Origin of the sequence: Providencia sp. CIM-Carb-044 (genome assembly GCF_033901115.1) — a bacterium.
Lineage (GTDB): Bacteria > Pseudomonadota > Gammaproteobacteria > Enterobacterales > Enterobacteriaceae > Providencia > Providencia hangzhouensis.
Map to the genome: position 1 here is coordinate 234672 of NZ_JAXADV010000004.1, position 26751 is coordinate 261422.

The 26751-nt window shown below is 39.9% G+C and carries 20 protein-coding genes; 8 read left to right on the plus strand and 12 right to left on the minus strand.

Going from position 1 to position 26751, the window contains the following annotated elements; translation table 11 throughout:
- Positions 1 to 6 precede the first annotated feature (6 nt).
- From secD to queA, 4 genes are all read right to left on the minus strand, one after another.
- Positions 7 to 1854: a protein translocase subunit SecD gene (gene secD, locus SJ312_RS10600; protein ID WP_319867628.1), complete on the minus strand. Its 1848-nt coding sequence runs from the start codon at positions 1852 to 1854 to the stop codon at positions 7 to 9.
- 26 nt (positions 1855 to 1880) lie between these two features.
- Positions 1881 to 2213, minus strand: coding sequence for a preprotein translocase subunit YajC (yajC, locus tag SJ312_RS10605; protein ID WP_004905542.1), 333 nt, complete (start codon positions 2211 to 2213; stop codon positions 1881 to 1883).
- Positions 2214 to 2307: 94 nt separating this feature from the next.
- A complete protein-coding gene (gene tgt / locus SJ312_RS10610; protein WP_004905543.1) occupies positions 2308 to 3435 on the minus strand; it encodes a tRNA guanosine(34) transglycosylase Tgt in 1128 nt (375 codons plus the stop codon).
- Positions 3436 to 3526: 91 nt separating this feature from the next.
- Entirely contained in the window at positions 3527 to 4597 is a 1071-nt protein-coding gene (gene queA, locus SJ312_RS10615; protein WP_165880586.1) for a tRNA preQ1(34) S-adenosylmethionine ribosyltransferase-isomerase QueA, read from the minus strand.
- 484 nt (positions 4598 to 5081) lie between these two features.
- On the opposite strand from queA, the gene SJ312_RS10620 reads away from it, so the two are divergent.
- The 3 genes from SJ312_RS10620 to ggt all read left to right on the plus strand — a co-directional run bounded on the left by SJ312_RS10620 (position 5082) and on the right by ggt (position 8519).
- A complete protein-coding gene (locus SJ312_RS10620; RefSeq protein ID WP_096864519.1) occupies positions 5082 to 5693 on the plus strand; it encodes an ACP phosphodiesterase in 612 nt (203 codons plus the stop codon).
- A 217-nt stretch (positions 5694 to 5910) separates the two neighbouring features.
- The gene (locus SJ312_RS10625; RefSeq protein WP_004905550.1) at positions 5911 to 6513 is read left to right on the plus strand and encodes a peroxiredoxin C; all 603 of its coding nucleotides are present in this window, start codon (positions 5911 to 5913) and stop codon (positions 6511 to 6513) included.
- 239 nt (positions 6514 to 6752) lie between these two features.
- Positions 6753 to 8519 (plus strand): gamma-glutamyltransferase, encoded by a 1767-nt coding sequence (ggt, locus tag SJ312_RS10630; RefSeq protein WP_004905560.1) that lies wholly within the window; start codon positions 6753 to 6755, stop codon positions 8517 to 8519.
- A gap of 41 nt (positions 8520 to 8560) precedes the next feature.
- On the opposite strand, the gene nadS is transcribed toward ggt, so the two are convergent.
- The 5 genes from nadS to phoB form a co-directional block, all read right to left on the minus strand.
- Entirely contained in the window at positions 8561 to 8863 is a 303-nt protein-coding gene (gene nadS, locus SJ312_RS10635) for a NadS family protein (protein ID WP_096864520.1), read from the minus strand.
- A 168-nt stretch (positions 8864 to 9031) separates the two neighbouring features.
- Positions 9032 to 9298, minus strand: coding sequence for a type II toxin-antitoxin system RelE/ParE family toxin (locus SJ312_RS10640; protein ID WP_243154737.1), 267 nt, complete (start codon positions 9296 to 9298; stop codon positions 9032 to 9034).
- A 219-nt stretch (positions 9299 to 9517) separates the two neighbouring features.
- Positions 9518 to 10843 carry a branched-chain amino acid transport system II carrier protein gene (brnQ, locus tag SJ312_RS10645; RefSeq protein ID WP_004905565.1) on the minus strand — a complete coding sequence of 442 codons (1326 nt, stop codon included), beginning with the start codon at positions 10841 to 10843 and terminating at the stop codon, positions 9518 to 9520.
- A gap of 490 nt (positions 10844 to 11333) precedes the next feature.
- A complete protein-coding gene (gene phoR / locus SJ312_RS10650; RefSeq protein ID WP_004905567.1) occupies positions 11334 to 12644 on the minus strand; it encodes a phosphate regulon sensor histidine kinase PhoR in 1311 nt (436 codons plus the stop codon).
- A 23-nt stretch (positions 12645 to 12667) separates the two neighbouring features.
- A complete protein-coding gene (gene phoB, locus SJ312_RS10655; RefSeq protein ID WP_036958559.1) occupies positions 12668 to 13357 on the minus strand; it encodes a phosphate regulon transcriptional regulator PhoB in 690 nt (229 codons plus the stop codon).
- 250 nt (positions 13358 to 13607) lie between these two features.
- Here phoB and sbcD point away from each other — a divergent pair, with 250 nt between their 5' ends.
- Positions 13608 to 14822, plus strand: coding sequence for an exonuclease subunit SbcD (gene sbcD / locus SJ312_RS10660; protein ID WP_153673725.1), 1215 nt, complete (start codon positions 13608 to 13610; stop codon positions 14820 to 14822).
- A gap of 1 nt (position 14823) precedes the next feature.
- A complete protein-coding gene (locus tag SJ312_RS10665) occupies positions 14824 to 18507 on the plus strand; it encodes an AAA family ATPase (protein ID WP_319867637.1) in 3684 nt (1227 codons plus the stop codon).
- A 44-nt stretch (positions 18508 to 18551) separates the two neighbouring features.
- Here the strand turns inward: SJ312_RS10665 and SJ312_RS10670 are convergent, their stop codons facing one another.
- Together SJ312_RS10670 and SJ312_RS10675 are read right to left on the minus strand one after the other, a co-directional pair.
- A complete protein-coding gene (locus SJ312_RS10670; RefSeq protein WP_094961946.1) occupies positions 18552 to 19835 on the minus strand; it encodes a cystathionine gamma-synthase family protein in 1284 nt (427 codons plus the stop codon).
- Between the two features lie 48 nt (positions 19836 to 19883).
- The gene (locus SJ312_RS10675; RefSeq protein WP_319867639.1) at positions 19884 to 20918 is read right to left on the minus strand and encodes an isopenicillin N synthase family dioxygenase; all 1035 of its coding nucleotides are present in this window, start codon (positions 20916 to 20918) and stop codon (positions 19884 to 19886) included.
- 240 nt (positions 20919 to 21158) lie between these two features.
- Here SJ312_RS10675 and SJ312_RS10680 point away from each other — a divergent pair, with 240 nt between their 5' ends.
- The 3 genes from SJ312_RS10680 (at position 21159) to SJ312_RS10690 (ending at position 23703) form a co-directional block, all read left to right on the plus strand.
- The gene (locus SJ312_RS10680) at positions 21159 to 22019 is read left to right on the plus strand and encodes a MetQ/NlpA family ABC transporter substrate-binding protein (RefSeq protein WP_172766810.1); all 861 of its coding nucleotides are present in this window, start codon (positions 21159 to 21161) and stop codon (positions 22017 to 22019) included.
- A 353-nt stretch (positions 22020 to 22372) separates the two neighbouring features.
- Complete coding sequence (locus SJ312_RS10685) at positions 22373 to 22972, plus strand: nitroreductase family protein (RefSeq protein WP_004905586.1); 600 nt, start codon at positions 22373 to 22375, stop codon at positions 22970 to 22972.
- Positions 22973 to 23403: 431 nt separating this feature from the next.
- The gene (locus SJ312_RS10690; protein ID WP_094961944.1) at positions 23404 to 23703 is read left to right on the plus strand and encodes a type 1 fimbrial protein; all 300 of its coding nucleotides are present in this window, start codon (positions 23404 to 23406) and stop codon (positions 23701 to 23703) included.
- A gap of 166 nt (positions 23704 to 23869) precedes the next feature.
- Here the strand turns inward: SJ312_RS10690 and SJ312_RS10695 are convergent, their stop codons facing one another.
- Positions 23870 to 25819 (minus strand): bifunctional 2',3'-cyclic-nucleotide 2'-phosphodiesterase/3'-nucleotidase, encoded by a 1950-nt coding sequence (locus SJ312_RS10695; protein ID WP_319867640.1) that lies wholly within the window; start codon positions 25817 to 25819, stop codon positions 23870 to 23872.
- Positions 25820 to 26751: the final 932 nt, after the last annotated feature.

A 26751-nucleotide genomic window follows, 5' to 3' on the forward strand; every position in this document is an offset into this window, starting at 1 on the left:
TGCTCCTTAAATTGACAGCTTGTTAATACGTTTACCGCCGTAAAGCAGGTTCACGATAGCACGTGTACCGACGATAGCTGTAAACATAGAGGTTGCGACACCAATCGCTGTCGTAATCGCAAAGCCTTTAATAGACCCAGTACCCACTGCATATAGAATAATCGCAGTGATAAGTGTCGTTAAGTTTGCGTCTGTAATACTTGAGAAGGCGCCTTTATACCCTTCATGAATCGCTTGCTGAACAGATTGACCGTTCTTGAGCTCTTCTTTAATCCGTTCGTTAATAAGAACGTTAGCATCGACTGCAACTGCAAGGGTTAATACAATCCCCGCAATACCTGGCATGGTCAGTGTTGCCCCCGGTAATAAGGACATCACACCAACAATTAACACCAAGTTTGCTAACAGCGCACTACTCGCAATCAGACCAAATTTACGATAATAAATAATCATAAACAGGATAGAAGCTAACAGGCCTGCGATACATGCTTTCAGCCCTTGCTCGATATTTTGCATACCCAGTGTTGGACCAATGGTACGTTCTTCAACAATTTGGATTGGCGCAATCAACGCACCAGCACGTAACAGTAATGAAAGCTGGCGAGCTTCAGTACCGTTAGTAATACCCGTAATACGGAATTTGCTACCAAAACGCGCAGAAATACGTGCCGCATTGATGACCTTTTCATCTTTCACCAAAATTGAACGGCCAGTTGCATCTTTTTTGCCACTGTCTTTGTATTCAACAAACAGCGTTGCCATCAGCTTGTCTTGGTTATCACGTGTAAAGTCAGACATGATAGAACCACCAGCACTATCAAGACTGATACTCACTTGTGGTTGGCCATTTTCATCCGCTTCAGAGGTTGAGTCCGTAATATGGTCACCCGTTAAGATCACACGCTTATATAAAACGTAAGGCATGCCTTCACGGTCATATTTAACTTCTGAATCACCTGGTACACGGCCACTTTCTGCTGCGGAAGAATCGACTGAAGTATTCACCAAACGGAATTCTAATGTCGCAGTCGCACCTAAAATTTCTTTTGCGCGAGCAGTATCTTGGATACCGGGTAATTCAACCACAATTCGGTCAGCACCTTGGCGTTGAACGAGTGGCTCCGCAACACCTAATTGGTTTACACGGTTGCGAATAATAGTAATGTTCTGAGAAACTGCATAGTTACGTGCTTCACGTAAACGCTCGTCGGTCATAACAGCAATCATGGTGTTATCGCTGCCATCACTAAAGACTAAGTCTGGGTATTTACGAGACAATGCTTTTTCAGCTTGGCTACGATCGTCCGCGTTACGGAAACGAACTTCCACGCTGTAATCATTGCCTTTACGAATAGAAGAGTACGCAATGCCTTCTTGACGCAGGTCATTACGCAAACCATCCATGTTTTGTTCCTGCAATTTACCTAATGCAGTGTCCATATCAACTTCCATCAGGAAGTGAACCCCACCACGCAGATCAAGACCAAGCTTCATCGGTTCACCACCGATCGCTTCGAGCCACTTAGGCGTTGCAGGTGCAAGGTTTAATGCAACAACATACTGGTCACCCAGTGCATTCATGATCACTTCACGCGCACGTAACTGAACATCAGAGTTGTTGAATCGGGCTAAAATTGCCCCATTTTCTAGAGAGATAGATTTACTCTCAATTTTATCGTCTTTTAACGATTTTTGGACTTGGATCAGCGTTTGTTCATTGGCGGCGGTTCCCCGCACGCCAGTGATCTGAACAGCCGGATCCTCACCATATAGGTTTGGAAGTGCATAAAGCAAACCGATGAGGATCGCAAAGATCAACATCAGATACTTCCACAAAGGATAACGGTTTAGCACGGCAGTTCCCTTCGGGAGAATCAGAATTAAATTGCTTTCATTGTGCCTTTAGGTAAAACAGCAGCAACGAAATCACGTTTGATGGTTACTTCTGTGTTCTCACTCAACTCAAGAACCACATAACCGGTTTCAGACACTTTAGTTACACGCCCGATTAAACCGCCAGTTGTTAAAACTTCATCACCTTTAGTGATAGATTCCATCAATTTACGGTGTTCTTTCGCACGTTTTTGCTGTGGACGCAAAATCATGAAATAGAAGATCAGCGCGAAAACAACAAGCATGATAACCATGGTGTATGGACTACCTTGCGCTGGTGCACCTGCTGACGCCGCTGCTTCAGAAATAAAAAAACTCATTCAACTTTCCTCATTGTTTTATTGAAAGCAATTTTACATACAAAAAAGCTAAGTTTGATATGCTACACAGATTAGTGGCATTTCGCACTTAAATTCACTCGATATTTAATGAAGGTTCGGGTTTACCAATCTTTTGGTAAAAATCTTTAGCAAACTCTTCAAAATTCCCATTTTCTATGGCTTGGCGAATACCGGCCATCAAACGCTGGTAATAACGTAAATTATGGATGGTATTGAGCCTTGCACCAAGGATTTCATTACATCTATCAAGGTGATGCAGATAAGCACGGCTATAATGACGACAAGTATAGCAGTCACAATCAGCATCCAGTGTTGATGTGTCTGATTTATACTTAGCATTACGAATTTTTACCACGCCATTTGTCACAAATAAATGCCCATTTCGTGCATTTCGTGTTGGCATCACACAATCGAACATATCGATACCACGGCGAACCCCTTCAACTAAATCTTCAGGTTTGCCAACTCCCATTAAATAACGAGGTTTGTCAGCTGGAATTTGCGGGCAGACATGTTCTAAAATTCGGTGCATATCTTCTTTCGGTTCGCCTACGGCTAAGCCGCCTACAGCGTACCCATCAAAGCCGATTTCCACCAGTCCCTTAACTGAAATATCACGTAAATCTTCGTAAACACTACCTTGAATAATACCGAACAAAGCATTTTTATTGTTTAGTTCGTCAAAGCGTTGGCGGCTACGTGCAGCCCAACGCAACGACATTTCCATTGATGTCTTTGCATAGTCCCAATCTGCTGGATACGGCGTACACTCGTCAAAAATCATGACAATGTCTGAGCCGAGGTCATACTGAATTTCCATCGACTTTTCAGGACTTAGGAAAACTTTTTCACCGTTGATAGGGTTGCGAAAATGCACACCTTCTTCTTTAATTTTGCGCATCGCACCAAGACTAAAGACCTGAAAGCCACCTGAATCGGTTAAAATTGGCCCTTGCCATTGCATAAAGTCATGGAGATCACCATGTAACTTCATGATTTCTTGACCCGGGCGTAACCACAGGTGGAAAGTATTCCCTAATAAGATTTGAGCGCCAGTTTCTTTCACTTCTTCAGGGGTCATCCCCTTAACTGTACCGTAGGTTCCTACTGGCATAAATGCAGGGGTTTCCACCACGCCGCGCTCAAAGACTAAGCGACCACGGCGTGCATTGCCGTCAGTCGTTTGTAATTCATATTTCACATTTGCCTCCTAGCAGCAGAAAAACAGTCTGTTGCTATCGATAATATTAATTTGCTAAGCAAGCAGCCGATGCCACCGCTTATAAAACTGATTACTCACCAATTTTCTCAAATCGAGCGTTTGTATTGGGGGTAATAAACATAGCATCACCATAACTAAAGAAACGGTATTTTTGTTTAACGGCTTCTTCGTATGCATTCATGGTGTTTTTATATCCAGCAAACGCAGAAACCAACATAATTAATGTAGATTCAGGTAAGTGGAAGTTGGTGATTAGTGCATCTATCACCTGATATTCATACCCAGGGTAAATAAAGATTTGGGTATCATCAAAAAATGGAGCAATTAAAGTGTCTTGGCTTGCTTTTGCGGCACTTTCTAGTGACCGAACAGACGTCGTTCCAACAGCGATAACGCGATTACCTCGAGCTTTACAGGCTAAAACGGCATCCACGACCTCTTGTGGCACTTCTGCATATTCAGAATGCATAATGTGATCTTCGATAGTATCAACACGTACTGGTTGAAAGGTACCGGCTCCCACATGTAATGTCACAAACGCCATTTCTACGCCTTTTTGGCGCAATGCTTCAAGTAACGGCTCATCAAAGTGTAAACCTGCCGTTGGTGCTGCGACAGCCCCTGGTTTTTCACTATACACGGTTTGATAAAGTTCTTTATCTGACTCTTCATCAGGGCGATCAATATAAGGCGGCAGAGGCATATGACCAATTTGGTTTAGAATGCTTAATACATCACGTTCATCATCAAAGCGCAGTTCAAACAATGCACCATGACGCGCGACCATGGTCGCCTTCACGCTTTCATCTTCACCTAACAGTAATTCAGCCCCTTCTTTTGGCGCTTTTGATGCCCTAACATGGGCTAATACGCGGTGTTCATCCAGCATACGCTCAATCAGAACTTCAATTTTACCACCGCTAACTTTGCGCCCAAATAACCGTGCAGGGATCACGCGAGTGTTATTGAACACTAGCAAGTCACCGTGCTCCAATTTTTCTAGAATATCGGTAAAAACACCATGCGTGAGCTGCCCTGAACCGCCATCGAGGCTTAATAAACGGCAAGCACTACGTTCAGCCTGCGGATAGTGGGCAATCAGTTCTTCAGGTAATTCAAAAGTAAAATCAGAAACACGCATTGTATTGACATCAATCTAAAAAAACAGGCGACTAGTCTAGTGCCGCGCTGACTTTGGCGCAAGAAATAAGCGTAAAATAGTACAGAAAAACACCATTATTTAACAAATATTTTGTTAGCAAAAAATTCTGTACGCTATTTGTCCATTCAAAGAATGAATTATTTCAATTTCAATAAACTTTCATGACAAATTTATTTCGACTTTTTTATTTTTTTCTCTCAGTACTGATACCCCATGAATTTCGAATTAGAGGAATGCTTTATTCCTCTGCCAAGTAATGTCCTGTGAGTTTCGAATTCAACATAATTACTGCTATAGTTTGAGCAATCAAAAAGCTAGCTAAGCTGCGCTGCATGTCCTATGGATTTCGAATCACAGGTAGGCAGCAAGTGAAGATATCCCGATGAGCATACATGAGTATGTGATTCGGGTGGCTTTACGGAGCTAACACCCCTGTGGTTTGAAAGACGACGGACATTTTAAAGTGAATTATTTAGCGCACCTCCACCTCGCCCACCTCGCTGACAGCTCCTTACTCGGCAACATCATGGCTGACTACGTCCGCGGAAACCCTACGGGCCTTTATTCATCTGAAGTTGTCTCTGGTATCTTTATGCATCGAGCCGTCGACCGCATTACGGATACCCACCCTTTAGTCAAAGAAGCTAAGTTGTTGTTTCGTGATGAATATCGCCGTGTTGCGCCCATAACCTTGGATTTAGTCTGGGATCATTTTTTGTCGCTGCACTGGTCGACTATTGAGCCATCAATATCGCTAGCGGGCTTTGTACGTGACTGCCGAACAATAATTGAGCCACAACTTTGTCATACTCCTGAAAAATTTCAGGAGTTAAATGAATTCCTTTGGCCTCAGCAGTGGCTGATACGCTATGCGGATAAAAATTATATTGGTAAATCACTGAATGGTATGGCGAGAAGGCGCCCCAAGCTTGGAGCGCTAAGTGGTTCATTTAACGACTTTTTATTACAGTATGATGCGTTAGAAAATATTTTCTTTCAATTTTATCCAGAAATGATGGCTAATGCGCTGCAACATTTTTTTGTACAAAATGTCACAATTAACACAAAGGAATAAATTAAAGCTTGCACTTTAATGGAATAAAACTATCTTATTGATATTAATTTAATAAACTAGTATGATTGATAGTCAAAACCTATCACAATAATCGGTTTAAATGTCTTTATTATCAAAAGATATTTTTCTATTCTTTTGGCAGTCTATGTCCACACTATTTATCAGTGATTAAATAGACAGGACAAAAAACTTTAATTCAAACTCATAGGAGTAAATTATGGTTCTGGTAACACGTCAAGCCCCTGACTTTACTGCTGCAGCTGTTTTAGGTAATGGTGAAATCGTTGATAACTTCAACCTGAAAACCCACCTGAACGGCCGTCCAGCTGTGATCTTTTTCTGGCCAATGGACTTTACTTTCGTTTGTCCTTCAGAGCTGATCGCATTCGACCACCGCTACGAAGAATTCAAAAAACGTGGCGTAGAAGTTGTAGGTGTTTCTTTTGACTCTGAGTTTGTTCATAACGCATGGCGTAAAACACCAGTAGATAACGGCGGTATTGGTGAAGTTAAATACCCAATGGTTGCTGATATCAAACGCGAAATCATCAAAGCTTACGGTATTGAACACCCAGATGCAGGCGTTGCACTGCGTGGTTCTTTCCTCGTTGACAAAAACGGCGTTGTCCGTCACCAAGTCGTTAATGACCTGCCATTAGGCCGTAACATTGACGAAATGCTGCGTATGGTTGACGCGCTGCAATTCCACGAAGAGCACGGTGATGTTTGCCCAGCTCAGTGGGAAAAAGGCCAAGAAGGTATGAATGCTTCTCCAAAAGGCGTTGCTGACTACCTGACTAAAAACTCTGCAAAACTGTAATTCGTTACGCGAGTTTTAGAAAAGCGGGCATCAAGCCCGCTTTTTACTTTTTGTGAACCTAGTCTATCTTTTCTCTTCCTACTAGCAATTATTCCACTCAGTTAACAATTCTTAACTCAAATACTCAATGTTTTGTATTATTGTGTGCTATACATTAAAAGCACAAATAATTAACAAATTATTCATATTGAATATTTGTGCGATAGAACACCTCACCTAACCTTAACTGGGAGATACGAATGATAAAAACATCATTACGCCCTGCGGTTCTACTTCTTTCCTTACTTGTTTCCAGTCAACTATATGCCGCCTCCGAACCTGCGGTTGAAGCGAAAAAAGGCATGGTCGTTTCTTCCCAACATTTAGCATCACAAATTGGGGCTGATATTCTAAAATCAGGCGGTAATGCCATTGATGCAGCTGTTGCGGTAGGGTATGCACAAGCCGTGGTTAACCCTTGCTGCGGTAATATTGGCGGCGGCGGCTTTATGACTATTCACCTAGCCGATGGGAAAGACTTATTCATTAACTTTCGAGAAACTGCCCCTGCTGCCGCTAGCGCAGATATGTATTTAGATAAAGACGGTAAATTGATTAAAGATGCCAGCCTCTATGGCTATCTTGCGTCAGGTGTACCCGGTACCGTTAAAGGCCTAGACTATGCTTTAGAAAAATACGGGACAATGAGCCGCCAACAGGTGATGGCTCCTGCCATAAAATTAGCCAGAGAAGGCTTTACTCTAACCCGTGCAGATACCGATGTTCTCGACACCACGACAGAACGTTTTAAACAAGACCCTGAAGTGGCTCGTATCTTCTTAAAGCCTGATGGTAGTGCCTTCCAACCGGGAGACTTACTAGTCCAAACAGATTTAGCCAATACCTTAGAAAAAATTGCCCAGAATGGCCCATCCGCTTTTTATGAAGGTGAAATCCCCAAAATTGTTGAAGAAGCATCGAAAAAAAATGGTGGTATCTTAACAGCAAAAGATTTTGCGGATTTTACAATTACAGATACAGCGCCTGTCAGTTGTACCTATAGAGGGTATCAATTTATCTCTGCTCCACCACCTAGTTCAGGCGGGGTAACTATCTGCCAAACGCTTAATATCTTAGAAGGGTATGACCTCAAGGAAATGGGCTTTAACTCTGCGGACTATATTCATACTCTTACAGAAGCAATGCGCCATGCCTACATGGATAGAAACACCTTCCTTGGTGACCCTGAATTTGTCGATAATCCAACCGAAAAATTACTCAGTAAAGCTTATGCAGAAGAGTTACGCAAAGAAATCAAACCCAACCAAGCAACGCCATCAACCCAAGTTCAACCGGGAATAGGGCCACACGAAAAACCAGAGACAACACATTACTCTGTAGTAGATGAAAAAGGAAATGCGGTTTCAACGACTTATACGATTAATGGCCGATTCGGTTCTGTTGTTATCCCTCCGGGGACAGGGTTCTTCTTAAACGATGAAATGGATGATTTCACCACAAAAGTCGGCGAGAAGAATTTATATGGCTTAGTACAAGGGGAACGCAACGCTATTGCACCGGGTAAACGCCCATTATCATCCATGAGCCCGACTATCGTGACGAAAAATGGCAAGGTATTTTTAGTTCTCGGTTCACCGGGAGGCTCACGGATTATTTCAATTACGCTGCAAACCGCTTTAAATATTATCGACCATGGTATGCCGCCACAAGAAGCCGTTAATGCACCGCGTATTCACCACCAGTGGCTCCCTGATGAGGTTTATTATGAGCAAAGAGGCGTTTCTAAAGACACCTTAGCGCTCCTCGATAAAATGGGTTACCAGATGGTTGAGCAAACGCCATGGGGAGCTGCCGAGTTGATTATGGTCGCGATCCCTGAAGGCGCTGGTGTTAGTGCCAAATCTTCGGGTAATGATTCCGCTGTTTCAGGAAAAGTACGCGAAGGCTTTATTTATGGCTCTAACGATGTACGCCGTCCAGCAGGTAGTGCAGTTGGGGTTGATTAATCGCTGTCGAAGGATCCAACCCCTTCACTGATGGGGTTGGATTAAATATGAATGGCCCTCAACTCATTAATCAGGCTTGGTTTCTTTTCTAAAAGATACAACAATTTGAGGGCCATTCCTGATGGAAACCGACGTTGTTGTTCCCAGCTACGGACCAAATCAACACTAGAACCTATCGCTTCTGCAAACTCTTGTTGTTTCATACCAGAGTGTTTACGAATAGCTTTAACATCTGGTAGTTCGAAGCGATGAATATTTTCACTAGCAGGAACTAATTCACCTTTCTCGATAGCAACCATCTCTTCTAAGCTACTCACTAAATCGTCAAAAAGCTTTTTTCCCATACCATTATCCTTATTACATAACTCATTCAATTCTATATTTTAAATAATTCGAGCGGCAGTTAGGTGATAAAGGAAGATAGACGGAAAGCATAGATAAACTATGTGACTCGGCTATCTGAGCGTAATCAACACCGCTGCAACTTGAAAGATTACGAGTATATTTAACCATTAAGCAAGCTTTTGAATGATTGCTCGTAAAATCGCTTTTTCTTGTTCATTCAAATCTTCCTTTGCGTTCTTAGTATAAATCGTAAGCAAATACAACCTACCGCTCATGGTTCTGTTATAATAGATAACCCTAACACCACCACGTTTTCCTTTATTTAAGGCTCTCCAACGTATTTTTCTACATCCTCCAGAGCGGCTTATTACGTCACCATACTCATAGTTTTCTAATAAGAAGGCCTGAAATAATTGAAATTCATTATCTTCCATAATTAGTTTACGTTGCTAACTAAAAATTCTAGTTTCAACAAACTCTAAATAATTCATTTGCACCTCCTTGCGCATTTCCTATCCAATCTACTAGTACTCCGTACTAACTTCAACAAAAAAATATCATTAGCCCCATTCAAAACGAGTTATGTAACCGCTCTGGTTACACAAAAAAAGGCCGCTAACATTAGCGGCCCTTCGATTCAATAATTGAAATTACTATACTTGTTTATGCTGCGCAGCGGGTGCCACAAACTTATCGCATAAAATTGCCACGACCATCACAACAACAGTTGGTAATACCCAGACTAAATCTTGCTTATACAGTGGCATTGCAGTCATCCATTCAGGAATATAACCTTTCAGATGATCTGACGCTTTTACGGCGCCAATTAAACCGACCACAAAGCTGACTAACATTGTCGGCGCAATCACTATCGTTGGGTTTTTCCACCACTTCAAAGTAAAGCTTAATAAAATTAATACAATACAAGGTGGATAAATTGAAACTAGCACGGGTAATGAGAAGGCGATTAACTTACTCAAACCTAAGTTTGAGATCACCATGGAGAACACACCTAGGATCAATACCAGTTTACGGTAAGAAATCGGTACATACCGGCTGAAGAACTCTGCACAAGCACAAGTTAAGCCGACGGCAGTTACCATACAAGCAACAAATATTAATACCGCGAGGAAGAAGCTACCGTAATTACCAAAAGTATATTGGACGTAGGTATGTAAAATGTCAGCGCCATCAGCAGGGTTTGGAATTAACGAACCACTATTCTCACCAAGCTTAAACAATGACAAATAGACCAGCGTCAATAATACCCCTGCAATTAACCCTGCCCACATAGTATAACGAGTTAATAATGAAGAGTTTTCGATACCCCTTGAACGCGCCGCATTAACAATAACGATACCAAATACCATCGCACCGAGGGTATCCATTGTCAGATAACCATTGATAAAGCCGTTCGAGAAAGCCATCTCACGATATTCTATTGTTGACGGAATCGGATCACCCGCAGGCCACATGACAGCCGCAATACCCAAAATAGCCAAAGCTAGCATTTTTACAGGCGCTAAAATGTGCCCAACGCTATCGAGCAGTTTTCCTGGGTATAATGAAATACCAATAACTAGAACGAAGTAAACCACGCTGTAGATCAGTAATAGCATATCGGACTCACCACCGAATAATGGTGCGATACCGACTTTATAAGATACAGTTGCCGTTCTTGGCGTTGCGAATAGAGGCCCTACCGACAAATAAGCAACAACCGCCAATAGTAGCCCTGCAGTTTTGCCAACAGGCGTACTGAGTGCTTCAATACCCCCACCCACTTTAGCCAGCGCAATAACCGTTAAAACAGGTAAACCCACACCAGTAACCAAAAACCCTAGTGCGGCAGTCCAAACTTGTTCCCCTGCCTGCAAACCAACCATAGGGGGAAAGATAATGTTTCCTGCCCCGACGAATAACGCAAAAGTCATAAAGCCTAATGCGATGATATCTCTTGATGATAAACGATGAGCCATATTATGTTATTTTTAAGTGACAAAATAGAAAATTATGGGTTTACACTTAGCAACCCTTTGAAATATATATAGCGAGATAGAATTCTGATAAACATACTGTTAACAATATAAAAAAGTATATTTGCTTGTATCACACGAAATGAAAAGTCAAAAAACAGAAAAATTCGCCAATAACTGACAACAAGTAGAACTTTTATAGGGCAAAAAGGCAATAGCAAACCTAAAAACAAGAATAAATAACTAAACTAATTTTCAGAACTAGTGATTACTTTCAGTAAAATCCCAATACTCGTTATATGCTTTGTTCGAAAAATGAACAACTCATCTTTTTCTAGTGATTATAATTGATTATTTAACAGAATATATAATTAACGTGACGACAATTATAAGCATTAAATATATGAATATTGAATTGAATACCTATATGGACTGGTGAATAGAAATAATCCACTTTATTAATATTTTGATCATATTAATAAAGTGGAATTATTTACCCATTTTTAAGTTTTTTATCATCAACAATTAGTACTGTTGGTAACGTAAATGAAAACTCACTCCCTTTACCTAACTGGCTCGTCACCACCAACTGACTACTATGATGTTGTAATGCATGTTTAACAATAGCTAACCCAAGGCCAGTACCTCCACCGCCTTGGCGGGAACGTGCTTTATCTACTCGATAAAAACGTTCGGTTAAACGAGGGATATGCTCTGCGGGTATCCCTTGCCCGTTATCTCTCACACTAAAACGCGCCCCTTGCCCGCTTCTCTGCCAATCAACCCAAATTTTGGTGCCTTCAGGCGTATGGCTGATCGCGTTATAGACTAAGTTCGCCACTGCACTACGTAATTGCTCTTCATTACCATGAACACGCAATTTTTCATCAACATGAAATTCAAATTGATGACGCCCTTGGCTTAAACTAAGCGCTTCTTGCTCAATCATTTTGAGAATGACAGGGATATTCACTTGCTCATCAAGGTTAATTTGAGGGGCAATTTCGATGCGTGATAGCTGCAAAAGCTGCTTAACTAAGTTATCCATGCGGTGCGTTTGCTCTTGCATAACATGCAGTGCTTTTTTATTGACCGCAGTCACGTTTTCTTGGTCATCCATAACCTCTAGGTAACCTTGAATGACAGTGAGGGGAGTCCGTAATTCATGGCTCACATTCGCAAAAAAGTCCCTACGCGCCTTTTCCAAACGACGTTTTTCTGTCACATCTCGCGCAACCATCAATAACTGCCCTTCGGTATATGGCAAGATACGAAACTCAACGATTTCACCACTATTGAGCTCGATAGTCAGCGCTTGGTCATAACGTTTGATGGTGAAGTAACGGCTAAAATCAGGATAACGTAATAAATTAAAAATATGTTGACCATTATCTTCAGGCCAACGAAAGCCAAGTAAAGCCTGCGCATGGCGATTACACCAGAAGATATTCCCTTCGGTTGTCATCATTACCACTGCATCAGGTAGTGATTCTGCACCACTACGAAACCGTTTAATTAACTGGCCTAATTCACGGCGGCGTTTTCGATTACGTTGCTGCATCTGGTAGATACCATAAAAAATGGGTTCCCACCCACCTCGCCCTTCAGGGGGCAACATACTTTTATCTAGCCATAACCAGTAAGAAAGCTTGAGCAGGTTATACCCATGCCATATCAGTGCAGCAAGTAGCGATATCACTAATAGCCACGCTAGGTGGCCAATAAAAACCGATAAAATAAGGGCGGGTAAGATAAATAAAAACAGCCCCCAAATCAGCTGCTTAATCGATAAACGTTCAAGCACGCATGCCTCTCCCTTTGTGGGTTTTAATAACGGATAGAAAAACGATAACCTGTACCACGTACAGTTTGTACCATTTTATCATGACCTTCCGTCTCTAGTGCCTTTCTTAACCGCCGAATATGCACGTCAACGGTTCTATCCTCAACATACACATTGGCTCCCCAGACATAATTTAGTAGCTGTTCTCTACTATATACGCGTTCAGGGTGAGTCATGAAAAAATGTAGTAATTTATATTCAGTTGGCCCCATATCAATAGGGATGTCATTGCTGGTCACACGATGAGAGGTAGGGTCTAATGTTAACCCATTCATTTCAATAATATCTTCCGTCGCCATTGGTGAAATACGACGTAAAATTGCCTTTACCCGAGCAATTAATTCCTTCGGTGAAAATGGCTTGATAAGATAGTCATCCGCGCCAACTTCCAAACCTTTTACGCGGTCTTCTTCTTCTCCTCGTGCAGTTAACATCATGACAGGAACGTCACGTGTTGCGCTATCACGCTTCATATGTTTAATTACTTGGATACCGGAGCCCCCTGGGATCATCCAATCCAGTAGGACGAGGTCGGGTAGCGGGTCAACGAGTTGTGCAATCGCACTGTCATAATCATCAGCTTCAATAGGCTGAAAACCATTCTGTTCTAATACAAAACAAACCATTTCTCGGATGGGCGCTTCATCTTCAACAACTAGAATGCGTCTTGCCATGATTGTTCCTGTAAAATTAAGAAGACATTTAAAATGTGAAAGCATTATGCGTCACTTTTATGACAGAATTATGAATATCAATGGGTAAAACGCATATTAATCTTTATTTTAACGGTTAAATGTCATTTAAGTGAAATATTTCCGCAACATGGTAATAAAGTCACAAACACCCCTCACCCATTATATGGATCAGGTATACTCTCATTATCGAACGTTCATGCTCATTATTGATGATAGGAATTGATAACTCATGCGCATTATTCATACCTCAGACTGGCACCTTGGTCAGTATTTTTTTACCAAAAGCCGTGCGCCTGAGCACCAACATTTCTTAAATTGGCTAGTTGAGCAAGTAGAACTACACCATGTTGATGCCGTCATCGTTGCAGGTGATATATTTGATACAGGTTCACCACCGAGCTATGCACGTGAGCTGTACAACAAATTTATTGTCGACTTACAAAAAACAGGTTGCCAACTGGTTATTTTAAGCGGTAATCACGACTCTGTTTCTGTACTCAATGAGTCAAGCGCTCTACTTCGTTACTTGAATACACAAGTCATTACATCTGGAAGTGAGCCGCATGTTATTACATTAGTGAATAAACAAGCGCAACCTATCGGCTTAGTTTGTGCCATTCCTTTTTTACGTCCTCGGGATATTCAACTGAGTATCGCAGGGCAAGATATTGAAGAGAAACAACGCTCACTACAAAGCGCTATTCATGATCATTACCAAGCCAGCTACCAACTCGCACTAGAACAACGAGCCGCTTTAGGGTTGGATATTCCAATTATTGCAACTGGCCATTTAACCGTTGTCGGCGCAGCCTTAACTGACTCTGTGAGAGACATTTATATTGGTACGTTAGATGCGTTTCCTTCTGGGGCCTTTCCCCCTGCTGACTATATTGCCCTTGGCCATATTCATCGCCCCCAAGTGATTGGAGGACAAGAAAATATTCGCTACTGCGGTTCACCTATTGCATTAAGTTTTGACGAAACAGCGCAACAAAAAAGTGTCTGCCTTATTGAATTCACTGGAAGTAAATTAACTCAAATTACCCCCTTGGAAATCCCCATTATTCAGCCATTACAAAGCATTAAAGGTTCCTTAAGCCAAATAGAACAGCAATTAGAGATATGGAAAGATTACCAAGGTGATAAACCAGTTTGGCTTGACATTGAAGTCGCTTCACAAGATTACCTCGCTGATATCCAACAACGTATTGAAGCGTTGACACAAGACCTCCCTGTCGAAATCGTGATACTACGCCGTGCACGCAAGCAAATACAGGGACAAAACCAAACCTTGGCCAATGAAACATTGAGTGAACTCACCGTAGAAGACGTTTTTTTACGTCGCCTTGCCCAAGAGTCATTAGAAGATCCTGAGCGTGAACAGCGCCTAGTGCAGTTATTTCAACAATCTTATGACGCATTACAAATGAGCAAGGAAAGTTAATATGAAGATTTTAAGTTTACGTTTAAAAAATATTAACTCCCTTAGAGGTGAATGGAAAATTGATTTCACTGAAGAGCCATTTGCTAGCAATGGGCTATTTGCCATTACAGGTGCCACAGGTGCAGGGAAAACCACTTTATTGGATGCAATTTGCCTCGCGCTTTATCACCGAACACCGCGTTTAAAAACCATTTCTAACGCACAAAATGAACTGATGACTCGCCACACTGGGGAATGCCTTGCGGAGGTGGAGTTTGAGGTCAAAGGCAAAGCTTATCGTGCCTTTTGGAGCCAAAGACGAGCAGGAGGAAAACCTGACGGCAATTTACAACAGCCTAAGGCGGAACTTGCAACGGTTACTGATGGTAAAATATTGACCGTAAAAATCACAGAGATAAAGGAATTAGTAGCACAAATAACTGGGCTTGATTATGAGCGTTTTACTAAATCAATTTTACTCTCTCAAGGTGATTTTGCTGCGTTTTTAAATGCTTCAGAGAAAGAACGCGCTGATTTACTTGAAGAAATTACAGGCACTGAAATTTATAGCCAAATTTCAATTTATGTTTTTAATCAACACAAGCAAGCTAAAATTGACTTAGATTTGCTAAAAGCGAAAGCACAAAGCATTAATTTACTCACTGAAGCAGAGCATCAAGAGTTATTGGCACAACAAAACCATTTACTTGAACAAGAGACTCAAACCAAGCAACAGCGGGCTCGCCACCAACAAGGGGTTAATTGGTGGCAACAATATCACCAACTCACCCAGCGCATGCAATCACTTGATGATGAGCTTAAAAAAAACGAGCTTGAGTTCCAAGCTGCTCAGCCTCAGTTGAAACGGTTGGCGGACAGCGCTCCGGCAGAATCCCTTCGTCCGTTGTGGCAGGAAGTTGAACGCCAGCAACTACAACTCACTGAATACACGAATAAACAACAACGTTTGCAACTTAGCTTGCAAACTCAGCAAGCTGAACGTGCCCCACTGCAAGAGAAGTTGTTGAAATCACAATCCGAGTATCAACAACACCTTGATTTTGCTAAACAACAACATCAATTGATTGATGAAACTGTCAGGCCTCTGGATAACCAAATTGCACAATTGAAACAGCAACAGTCTGAAATTACGCAGCAAATTGAACAACAACACACAACTCTTCAGCAAAAACAACACTTAGTTAATGAGACACAGAGTCAGATCCAAAATGCTCACATTGAGTTAAAGAAACACAACCTATTCCTAGAAGCGCACCCAAAAGACGCTGAACTGAGTTCCCAAATAGGTAGTTGGCAACAACAAGGTCATTTTATTTTCGAATTAGCCGACAAACTGGCAAGTTTACACAATAAACAACAAATACTTTCAAATGGCGTCGCACAGTTACAACGGCAACAACAGCTGCAAACTGAAAAATTAGCCCAAAAACGTCTCGAGTTAGAGCGCAGCACCGTCGCATTCAAAAAACAAGAAGAAACCTACAAACAAAATCAAGAAAAACATGATGTTAACACCATCAATCAACACATTGAACAGCTACAAGCTCGATTACAGCATGCCAAGTTATTACCCCTAATATTATCTCAATGCCTTAATACTCAAACACAAAAACAGAAAGAAATTCAAAAAGATGTTGAATTAGCACAAAGTATCACTGCAACGCAAAAAGAGTTGAGCATTGCCCTGACACGTATTAATGAGTTAGCCCCACGCGTCAAACTAACCAATGATAAATTACAATTAGAACAAAAAATTGTCAGCCTAGAGCATGAGCGCCAGCAACTCATAGCAGGTAACCCCTGCCCATTATGTGGTGCAACAGAGCACCCTGCAGTTAACGATTATCAATCAATCCATCTCAGTGAAACGCAGCAACAACTCATTGAACTAACAGATAAACTCGACCAATTAAAACAGCAACAAGCTCAGTTAGAATCACAACTTCACACACAAAAACAACGTCAGAACGAAAACTTACAGCAACAACAGCAAACCAATGAACAATTCGATGCTTTTAACCAACAGTGGCAAAAGACATGTGAGCAAGCACTCACTCCTGAGTTAGCCCAAAATGAGCAAGCCGTCACCCTCTTAGTTAATCAATTAACGGATCAATTAGCTACGCAACAGAGAATAGTGGCGGATATGGCGGCTCTAGAACGTGAATATCAGCAAGCCAAACATCATTTACATGAACAACAAGCTAGCTTTACACAGCTGCAATCAGAACTGTTATTAGTCGAAGAGCGTTTAAAAAACCAAACGCAACAACTTGATGAGCTCCAAAAAGAACATAATCAGCTCCAACAGCGTAAACAGATACAAATAGAGCAATGGCAATCCACCCTAAATCCATTTAACTTAAGCGCGCCAGATAAAGATAAGTTTGATGAATGGTTTCGCGAAGTTACTCAGCGAAGTGAGCGCTTTAATAACCAAAAAATGGCGGCGCAAACACTTAGCCAACAAATTGAAGTCAATACTGCCACATTAAAAGTTGAGTCAGCACAACTCCGTATTCTCACTCAACAAATTGAACAAGAAAGAAATCGTCTTAAACAAATTGAGTTAGATTTAGAGCAAAAAATAGCGCAACGGAAAACACTGCTTTCTGGTTTAGCTATCAGCCAATTCATTCAGAAATTGAATGATAAACAAACCATGCTTTTCCAAACTCAGGAACAATTAAGTAAACAACTCAATGAGATTGATAAAGCTATCGCCTCAATGAATGGAAGCTATCAAGAGCTCATTGACGCCAGTGAAAAAACAAAACTGGCACAAAAACAAGCTAATATTCTGTTCACTCAATCACTTACAGATAGCCCATTTAGCCATCAACAAGCCTTTCTTGATGCGTTAATAAGCCACGAAGAAAAGCAACAATTAGAAGAGCTAAAACAGCGCATAAACCAAGCTCGTATTCAGTGTGAAACACGTTATAAAGAGGGGCTACAGGCGATTGAAGCACTGAATCAACAACGCATTGCTGATTTTTCGACGCTTACTGAAACACAATTACAAACAGTAGTCACTCAACTTGATGAAGAAATTAAGCAAATAAACCAAAAGCAAGGCCAGATAATTAACCAACTCAGTGCAGATAAGCAACTGCGCCATCAGCAACAAGATTTACTGCAAGAAATAGAGAAAAGCCAATTAAGTTATGACGATTGGAGCTATCTCAGTTTACTTATCGGCTCCGCTGAAGGGGATAAATTCCGACGTTATGCACAAGGCCTAACTTTGGATTGTTTAGTTTCTTTAGCCAATCAACAACTTGAAAAACTTCATGGTCGTTATTTATTACAGCGTAGCCACCAAGCAAACCTTGAGTTACAAGTTATTGATGGCTGGCAAGCAGATAGCATTAGAGACATTAAAACGCTTTCTGGCGGGGAAAGCTTTTTAGTTAGTTTAGCATTGGCCCTAGCGCTATCCGATATGGTGAGTCACCGTACACAATTGGAATCGCTCTTTTTAGACGAAGGTTTTGGTACTTTAGATGCAGAAACGTTAGATATTGCCCTAGATGCATTAGAAAGTTTGAATGCATCCGGCAAAACTATTGGCGTGATTAGCCATGTGGAAGCAATGAAAGAGCGCATCCCCGTACAAATTGCAGTGAAAAAAGGCAATGGACTTGGTTTTAGCGAACTTCCCGCACAATACCGCATCAGTTAACGCAATTTTGTGATTATTCAGGGTGGGAAAGCCCACCCTGATGATTAAATCGCCTCTAATGCTAGTTCCAATGCATATTTAAGGTCATTCACATTTTCAATACCAATTGATAAGCGCACTAAATTATCACTAATACCAATATGTTCCCGGACCTTTTGAGCAACACCTGAATGGGTTGTGGACGCCGGATGGCTGGCGAGCGACTCAGTCCCTCCTAAGCTAACTGCTAATTTAAAGATAGCTAAGTTGTCTAGAAAACGAAATGCATCCGCTTCATTACTCCCCACATTGATAGAGAAGGTTGAGCCTGCACCAGTGCATTGTTTTTGATAAACTTGATGTTCCACACTCCCTTCCGGAAAAAAAGCAGGAAAATGCACTTTGCTGACTTTAGGGTGCTGATGGAGATATTCAGCTAATATTTTTGCACTCTCATTTGCCCTTTCCATACGTAACTGTAATGTTTCTAATGACCGCCCTAACATCCAGCTAGAATGGGGGTCAAGCTGTGTACCGATGGCATTACGTTGCGCCTTCACTTTCTTGACTAACTCCTGACTTCCAACCACAGCCCCCGCAACTAGGTCTGAATGCCCTCCCACATATTTAGTTAGTGAGTACACACTTAAATCTGCGCCTAATGACAACGGCTTTTGAAATACAGGCCCTAGCAACGTATTATCGCAAATGACTAATGGAATTTGCCCATTTTGGTTCGTCGATATCTGCTTTGCCACTTGGCTAATTAATTCAATATCAACAAGTGTATTCAATGGATTAGACGGCGTTTCAATATAGATAGCCGCGACTTTTTTACCTTTTTCGATACGTTTAGCAACGTCTAAAATAGATTCTTGCTCATAACCATTTTGAAAAGGAACCGAAGTTATTCCAAAACGGGCTAACGTGTTTAAAAATAAGGTTTCAGTTCCACCATAAAGTGGCTGAGAATGGAGTAACACATCACCCGGTTGCAATACTGCCATTAAGCACGTTGTAATTGCCGACATACCAGAAGAAAATAGCGCTGCGCTTTCTGCCCCCTCATACAGGGCGAGTCTGTCTTCGACAATCTCACTATTTGGGTGGTTAAAACGTGAATACACCAATCCTTGTTTATGGTTTTCGCTCGTTTGTGTGCGCCCACTAACTAAGTTAAAAAAATCTTTCCCTTCCTGAGCGGTTTTAAATACAAATGTGGATGTCAGAAAAACAGGTGGCTTAATTGACCCTTCTGAAAGCTTAGGGTCATAGCCATAACTCATCATTAAGGTTTCTGGAGATAATTCTTTACCTTGTAAGTCCTTTTTATAGCTCTGTTCTGACATTTTTAGCTCCAATATGGTTTATCATCATATCTCTAACGACTCGACTGCTCAGATAATATTATTATTACTTATTATTTGCTCATATTCCTTAGGATAAAAGCGACGTGTGACCGTTAAATGGGAGCGCAAGCGCCCTTTAATGACATTTTTTCCGAGGTTGGTAAATAATGGATTCAATGGATCGCTATCAGGCCCTAACGCTTGTTGCGCTAAATAATGGGGTAAATTTAATAATGGGACTTCTTCTGCAAAAATATTTGGCGTAATAAAATAAGCAATAGAATAACGAGAATGACTATTTTTACGCCTAACAACTTGATGAACATTCGCACGTAAATAGCCATTAGTGGCTAATTCAAATACTTCTCCAATATTTACCACAAATGCATTTTCCAAAGGTTCAACATCTATCCAGCCTACATCTGTTTCAACTTGTAGGCCTCCACTATTGTCCTGCCATAATAAGGTTAAGATCCCCGCATCTTTATGTGCGCCAACGCCTTGCTCTCCTTCATTATTATTTTCTCTTGCCGGGTAATGAATAAGTTTTAATAAATGTTGTGCCGGCTCGGCAATAATTTTATCAAAACTATTTTCAGGTAATTCTAGTGCAACTAAAAACGCTTTAATTAATTTTACTGCAATGGTTCGCATTTCACTTTGCCACGCAAGTGCCTGAGATTTAAGTTCAGGTAAAGATTGCGGCCATTGGTTTGGCCCGTGTAAATTAAACCAGATAGGGTCATCTTGATTAAGTTGCAATGCAGGTAATTCTTCACCAATATCAATCTGTTCACGGTAATCTGGCTGGCTACGAGTGCTCTCTTCCGTGGATGCTGTATACCCACGAAAATGCTTTGAGTGCTCCATCGAAATGCTTTCTTTTTCGCTTTGAGGTAAGGCAAAAAATTGTTTAGTTGTGGCTAATAGTTCCTCACGTGTACCAACAGGAATATTGTGCCCAACGAGATAAAAAAAACCAATTTCTCTAGCAATAAACCGTAATTTTTTGTAGAAATTCTCTCGTGTTTCAGGGTTTTCGAGTTCTTGTAAATCAATAATGGGTAATTGTGTTATAGACATATTAATCGACCTTCTAAAATATTTATTTAAATAATGAATAAAATTCAAGATATATTTATCACTCGATTAAATACCACATCTGATATTACTAAAAATAATTTTAAACTATATCGATATAACTTTTTGTAACAGTTCACATCTTATATAACTGAAAATAAGAAATACGAAAAAAATATTATTTATAAAGCGTTATTTTTATTTGGTTAGATACCGAGAACAAAACCAATTAGAGATCATCAAATGAAAAAACTACCTGCAGTGTTATTGTCCTTGTCGTTATCAGCCTTAGTGGCTTGCTCCCAAGAAGAAGACACCAATGAAATTACAGCACCACAAAAAGCAACTTCACAAAAAATTATTATTGGCAGCCACGGTAGTGATGCGGATATATGGAAATTTATTGCCCAATCACCGGAAGCTAAACAAGCCAACCTCGATATTGATGTCAAAATTATTGACGATGGAATAACACTCAACGTCGCTACCATTGACGGAGATGTTGATGTTAATGCATTTCAATCTTGGGGGTTTTTAAAAGATTTTAATAAAAATCATAATAACCAATTAACGGCGATCTCAACCACCTACTTTGAGCCAATGGGCATATATTCGGTAAAACATAAAAAATTAGCTGATTTACCTAAGCAATCTATCGTTGCCATTCCCAATGATGCCGCCAACCATATACGTGCACTTAAATTACTTGAAAAGTCGGGGTTAATTGCATTAAAACCTAATTTTAACCAAGCCACAGGGTCTACTAATGATATTGTCTCGAACCCTAAGGACTTAGTTTTTAGGCAAATAAAATATGCTCATGGCCCAAGAGCATTGCCTGATGTTGATATTGCAGTCATAGGTAATACCGCTGCACAAGAAGGCGGGTTAAACGTTTTAACTGACTCGTTATTTAGGGAAGAGAATGATGAGACTATTATTAATAATATCAATTTATTAGTTGTTAAAACAGATAACAAGGATAACCCTAAATTTGCCAAATTAGCAGAACTGTACCACACTGAAGCGGTAAGAAAGTACATCATTGATAATTTTGGTGGAACTAAAATCGAAATAACCAAAAATGTTAGTGAACTCAATTAAGTAAAACTAGTTATCATTCTTGCCTAGCAGGATTACGCCTCTTGCTAGGCTCTTTAATGCCCCATCTATTCTCTCTTTTTCTATGCTCAATTATTTTATATGTATATTATTCATTTGTGCCTATTAATGTCATCTCTCATCATAAAATCACACCAGAAACATATTTAATATATTGATTTTAAACAAATTAAAAGCAAAACTTAACTTAGTGCAAAAATTTGAACCTTATCGTTAAATTTTTTTTCTATGATTTTTCATTCGCCAAGTTATAGTAATAACCATTGAAACACACTACGGCTTCTAAGATTTATTCAATAAAATGCCGTGCGCTAATGAAAAGCTAGGAGACTAAAATGTCTAACGCATTTATCGAAATGATTAAAAATCGTCGTACTATTTATAACCTCGGCGATGCTTTACCAGTATCAGAAGAACACGTCACGAAACTAATTAAAGAAGCAGTTAAACATTCACCATCATCATTTAACTCGCAAACGTCTCGTGTGGTAATTTTATTTGGTGCTGAACACAAAAAATTGTGGAATATGACTAAAGAAGCACTGCGTAAAATTGTTCCTGAGCAAGCCTTCGCTTCAACAGAACAAAAAATTGATAGCTTTGCTGCAGGGGCTGGTTCTATTCTGTTTTTTGAAGACGAAAACATCGTAAAAGGTTTACAAGAACAATTCCCTTTATATGCGGATAATTTCCCAATTTGGTCTGAACAAGCCAGTGGTATCGCACAATTTGCAGTCTGGACAGCATTATCACAAGAAAATATCGGTGCATCTTTGCAACATTACAATCCACTGATTGATAATGACGTTCAAACAACATGGAATGTACCAGCTAACTGGATATTACGCGCTCAAATGGTATTTGGTTCGATTAATGCACCCGCTGGTGATAAAGACTTTATGGACGACGATGTTCGTTTCAAAGTTTTCAAATAAACTAGAATACTAAGAATTTAAATAATCCTCTCGTAATATATTTACGAGAGGATTTTATTTATTTGATATAATCAAGGTGAATAATTCAATGTCATCACCAATGATGATCATAGTTTTAACTTATAACTTATTCTAAATTAATCCGCACCCTCAATAAAACATATTTATTCAAAATAGTTTATCGAAATAAAAAGAAATATTTACAATTATACTATTATTATTACACTCGTGTTACCGTCTGACTATTAATTGAACATGCGAAATTTGACAACTACATAAGTTGATATTTATCAATTCATTAGCCAATCACCCTACTAAACTCTAAGTATATTTTCATTTTTAGTTTTGCATTATAGATATTTGAACTACACTAAAAGTGAGAGCACAAAAACACGTTCCATCGTGTAAGTGTTATTAAGGGGGGGTGGACTATGAAAGGTTTATCTTTACTAACATCTGTTGTTGCTATAATCATTTCAAGTTGTTCTTTCACCTATGCAAGTAATAATTCATCAGGAGGTACAATTACATTTACAGGTTATATCTATGAGCCACAATGTTCAGTTAAGGTTGAACATAAAGAGCGAGTGAATATTACGTGTTACCGAAAAGGTAAAGATGTTTCAATAACTGGTTCTTTAAAAAATGGCCAAAAGGTAGAATCTGAATATGTGAAAGTTGAGTATGATAAACACACTAAGTTACCTATGTTAAATGTCTTTTATGAGTAGCTCCATAATGGTTACCTTAATCATAACTGCTCGGAATATTTAATGTAAAAATTGTCTTAATATTCCGAGCACTATTTTCCCCTCTAAAAAGTACCTCTTAAACACATTATTTAGCCACTAAAAAGCCCACCCGTAGGTAGGCTTGAATGATATCAATGTGTTCAGATTACTTCTCGGTTAAATCTATTTGATAAATAGCGAAACCAATATCATCAGTACCGACTTGTTTCATCGGATACTGCGCATTCTCTTTGATGAATTTTGCTGCTTTTTCACTTGGTGCAGTTTCAAAGCGAATATCCAGTTTTTTGTCTGTTTTAATTGGAGTGAATGACCAATTATTAGCCGCTTTAGTCGCAATTTGTCCTTTATCTTTAGACTCTTTAGCAATATAAGCCGCTAAAATAGAACGGTTTTCATCCGGTGATGCAAATTCAACATTATTATCACCTGTTCCAGCAAATTTACCGCCGTAGCCACGGTAGTTATTCGTTGCCACTAAGAAAGTTGCTTTTGGATCAATCGGTTTACCTTGGTAGGTTACGTTTTTGATTCGGTTAGCATCTTTGTTGACTGTTTGGCAATCAACATCGTATTTCGCTGGCTGAGTCAGGTCGATTTGGTAATTTACACCACTAATTGTATCGAAATTATAAGTTCTGAAACCATTCCAATTCAATAAGCTTTGTGGTGCTGTTGATTGTGGGTTGATTTGATTGAACATCCCGGCTGAACATTCTAACCACTCGACGACATCCGCACCTGTGGCTTTAACTACAACTAATGTATTTGGATATAAATATAAGTCAGCAGCATTACGGAAAGTTAAATCACCTTTTTCGACTTCAATAAATTCAGTCGGTGAATTTTTACGTCCACCCGCTTTAAATGGCGCTGCGGCTGCAAGAACTGGTAAATCTGCGAGGTCAGGATCACCTTGAATAAAGTTTTTGGTGTAATCGATTTGAGCATCATTCACGATTTGTACAGTTGGGTCGCTTTGAACCAATGCTAAGTAGCTGTACATATTTTCGGATGCTTTACCGATATGTTTTCCGACAAACTTACGAGTATCTTGGTGTTCTTGTTCAATAATTTTTGCTAGGTCGCCATCGCGCTCAACCAAGGCTTTCTTATTTGGTTTGTCATAGACAGGACGTGCATGAGCGGTTGCATCAACCACTTTCCACGCGCCATCATCATTATTGACCACTAAATCAACCACACCTAAATGATCACCCCACTGTCCTGGCATAACCGCAGGTACACCATTAACTGTTCCCTTTGCAATATCAACACCTTTGATATCGCTGAAATCTTTGCTAGGGAACACGCCGTGTGAGTGGCCAAACATGATAGCGTCGATACCTGGGACTTCACTGAGGTAATAAACTGAGTTTTCAGCCATTGCTTTATATGGCTCTTGAGAAAAACCAGAGTGAGGAATAGCAACAACTAAATCCGCACCTTCTTTTTTCATTTGTGGTACAAATTTTTTCGCAGTTTCAGTAATGTCATTAACTAAAACTTTGCCTTCTAAATTTGGTTTATCCCAAATAAGAATTTGTGGGGGAACAAAACCAATGTAACCAATCTTGATAGTGTGCGTTTTACCGTCTCTATCTTTAACCGGTGTATCTACAATAATGTATGGGTTAAAGTAGTTTTTACCCGTTTTCGCATCAATAATATTAGCGTTAATGTATGGGAATTTTGCGCCATCAATAGCTTTATGTAAGAATTCTAATCCAAAGTTAAACTCATGGTTACCGAAGTTACCTACGGTGTAACCCATAGTATTTAAAAGTTTATGTGCAGGGTGAGATTCACCGTCTTTTAAACCTTCACCTACTATATAGTCTGCTAATGGGCTACCTTGGATTAAATCTCCGTTGTCCACTAATACTGAGTTTGTCGCTTCTTGTTTAGCGGCTTTAATTAATGTCGCGGTACGAACGTAACCAAATTGCTCTGTCGGCTTGTCTCTATAATAGTCAAAATCAATGAGGTTGCTGTGAACATCCGATGTTTCCATTACGCGTAAATCAACTGTTGCTGCGTTCGCATTAAATGCGACTAACATAGCAAGTGTTGAAAGTTTTAATACTTTATTCATGTAATCCCCTTAGTTGCCATTATTGAGAGAAAATTGCCTCTCAAATCTGAGTACCTACCCTGTAAAATTGAACAAATAAACAACAAAGTTAGCGTTAAAATTTTACACTATGTGCATGACGTCAATTTTTAATGATAATACACTGCAAACAGTAACCATTTTTTGTGACTAAATCACGATTTTCATCTTTTTATTGGGCTTGATTTTTATATAGCTCACAAAAATGAATTAATGATGACAAATTCACCTTAATTAACTCAACTTATTCCATTGAGGAGTTGTGAATATTTTTCGTAGGAAAAAAAGAACTGTGATTTATATCACTGAGTATTAAAGAAACTTATTTAACTTAAATTTCTGTGCTTTATTTAGCCAAGAAAGCACCTTTATTTTTACTTATCCTTTTTATTCTATAAATATATCCATCAAATTATTTTCAATTAATCTAAATTTAATTTAAGAAATAAAAGATGATTATTTAATCATTAGTTTTATACATATTTTTCATTTGATTAGAAATTAAGTATTTTTCCTAAAGAACTTTCATTTGATTAGAAATTAAGTATTTTTCCTAAATAATTCAAGTTGTGGCAAGGCGGCAAAAGAGGGTATCTCGGGGAGCATACATAAGTATGTGACCCGAGTAACCGAATGAAGCCAACACCGCGACCATCTCACAGGCTCTATTTTCTAACTAATTTACGTTGTCGCTAGGCGGCAAAAGAGGGTATCTCGTGGAGCATACATAAGTATGTGACTAGAGTGACTGAATGAAGCCAACACCGCAACCATCTCACAGGCTCTATTTTCTAACTAATTTACGTTGTCGCTAGGCGGCAAAAGAGGGTATCTCGGGGAGCATACATAAGTATGTGACTAGAGTGACTGAATGAAGCCAACACCGCAACCATCTCACAGGCTCTATTTTCTAA

What these genes read in the sequence shown, in the direction of transcription:
- phoB (WP_036958559.1), bottom strand. Translation starts at nt 13,357, where the DNA reads ATGGCAAGACGCATTCTAGTTGTTGAAGATGAAGCGCCCATCCGAGAA.
- nadS (WP_096864520.1), bottom strand. Translation starts at nt 8,863, where the DNA reads ATGGGAAAAAAGCTTTTTGACGATTTAGTGAGTAGCTTAGAAGAGATG.
- SJ312_RS10670 (WP_094961946.1), bottom strand. Translation starts at nt 19,835, where the DNA reads ATGTCAGAACAGAGCTATAAAAAGGACTTACAAGGTAAAGAATTATCT.
- SJ312_RS10690 (WP_094961944.1), top strand. Translation starts at nt 23,404, where the DNA reads ATGAAAGGTTTATCTTTACTAACATCTGTTGTTGCTATAATCATTTCA.
- SJ312_RS10680 (WP_172766810.1), top strand. Translation starts at nt 21,159, where the DNA reads ATGAAAAAACTACCTGCAGTGTTATTGTCCTTGTCGTTATCAGCCTTA.
- SJ312_RS10640 (WP_243154737.1), bottom strand. Translation starts at nt 9,298, where the DNA reads ATGGAAGATAATGAATTTCAATTATTTCAGGCCTTCTTATTAGAAAAC.
- SJ312_RS10695 (WP_319867640.1), bottom strand. Translation starts at nt 25,819, where the DNA reads ATGAATAAAGTATTAAAACTTTCAACACTTGCTATGTTAGTCGCATTT.
- SJ312_RS10675 (WP_319867639.1), bottom strand. Translation starts at nt 20,918, where the DNA reads ATGTCTATAACACAATTACCCATTATTGATTTACAAGAACTCGAAAAC.
- SJ312_RS10665 (WP_319867637.1), top strand. Translation starts at nt 14,824, where the DNA reads ATGAAGATTTTAAGTTTACGTTTAAAAAATATTAACTCCCTTAGAGGT.
- brnQ (WP_004905565.1), bottom strand. Translation starts at nt 10,843, where the DNA reads ATGGCTCATCGTTTATCATCAAGAGATATCATCGCATTAGGCTTTATG.
- SJ312_RS10685 (WP_004905586.1), top strand. Translation starts at nt 22,373, where the DNA reads ATGTCTAACGCATTTATCGAAATGATTAAAAATCGTCGTACTATTTAT.
- yajC (WP_004905542.1), bottom strand. Translation starts at nt 2,213, where the DNA reads ATGAGTTTTTTTATTTCTGAAGCAGCGGCGTCAGCAGGTGCACCAGCG.
- sbcD (WP_153673725.1), top strand. Translation starts at nt 13,608, where the DNA reads ATGCGCATTATTCATACCTCAGACTGGCACCTTGGTCAGTATTTTTTT.
- queA (WP_165880586.1), bottom strand. Translation starts at nt 4,597, where the DNA reads ATGCGTGTTTCTGATTTTACTTTTGAATTACCTGAAGAACTGATTGCC.
- SJ312_RS10625 (WP_004905550.1), top strand. Translation starts at nt 5,911, where the DNA reads ATGGTTCTGGTAACACGTCAAGCCCCTGACTTTACTGCTGCAGCTGTT.
- ggt (WP_004905560.1), top strand. Translation starts at nt 6,753, where the DNA reads ATGATAAAAACATCATTACGCCCTGCGGTTCTACTTCTTTCCTTACTT.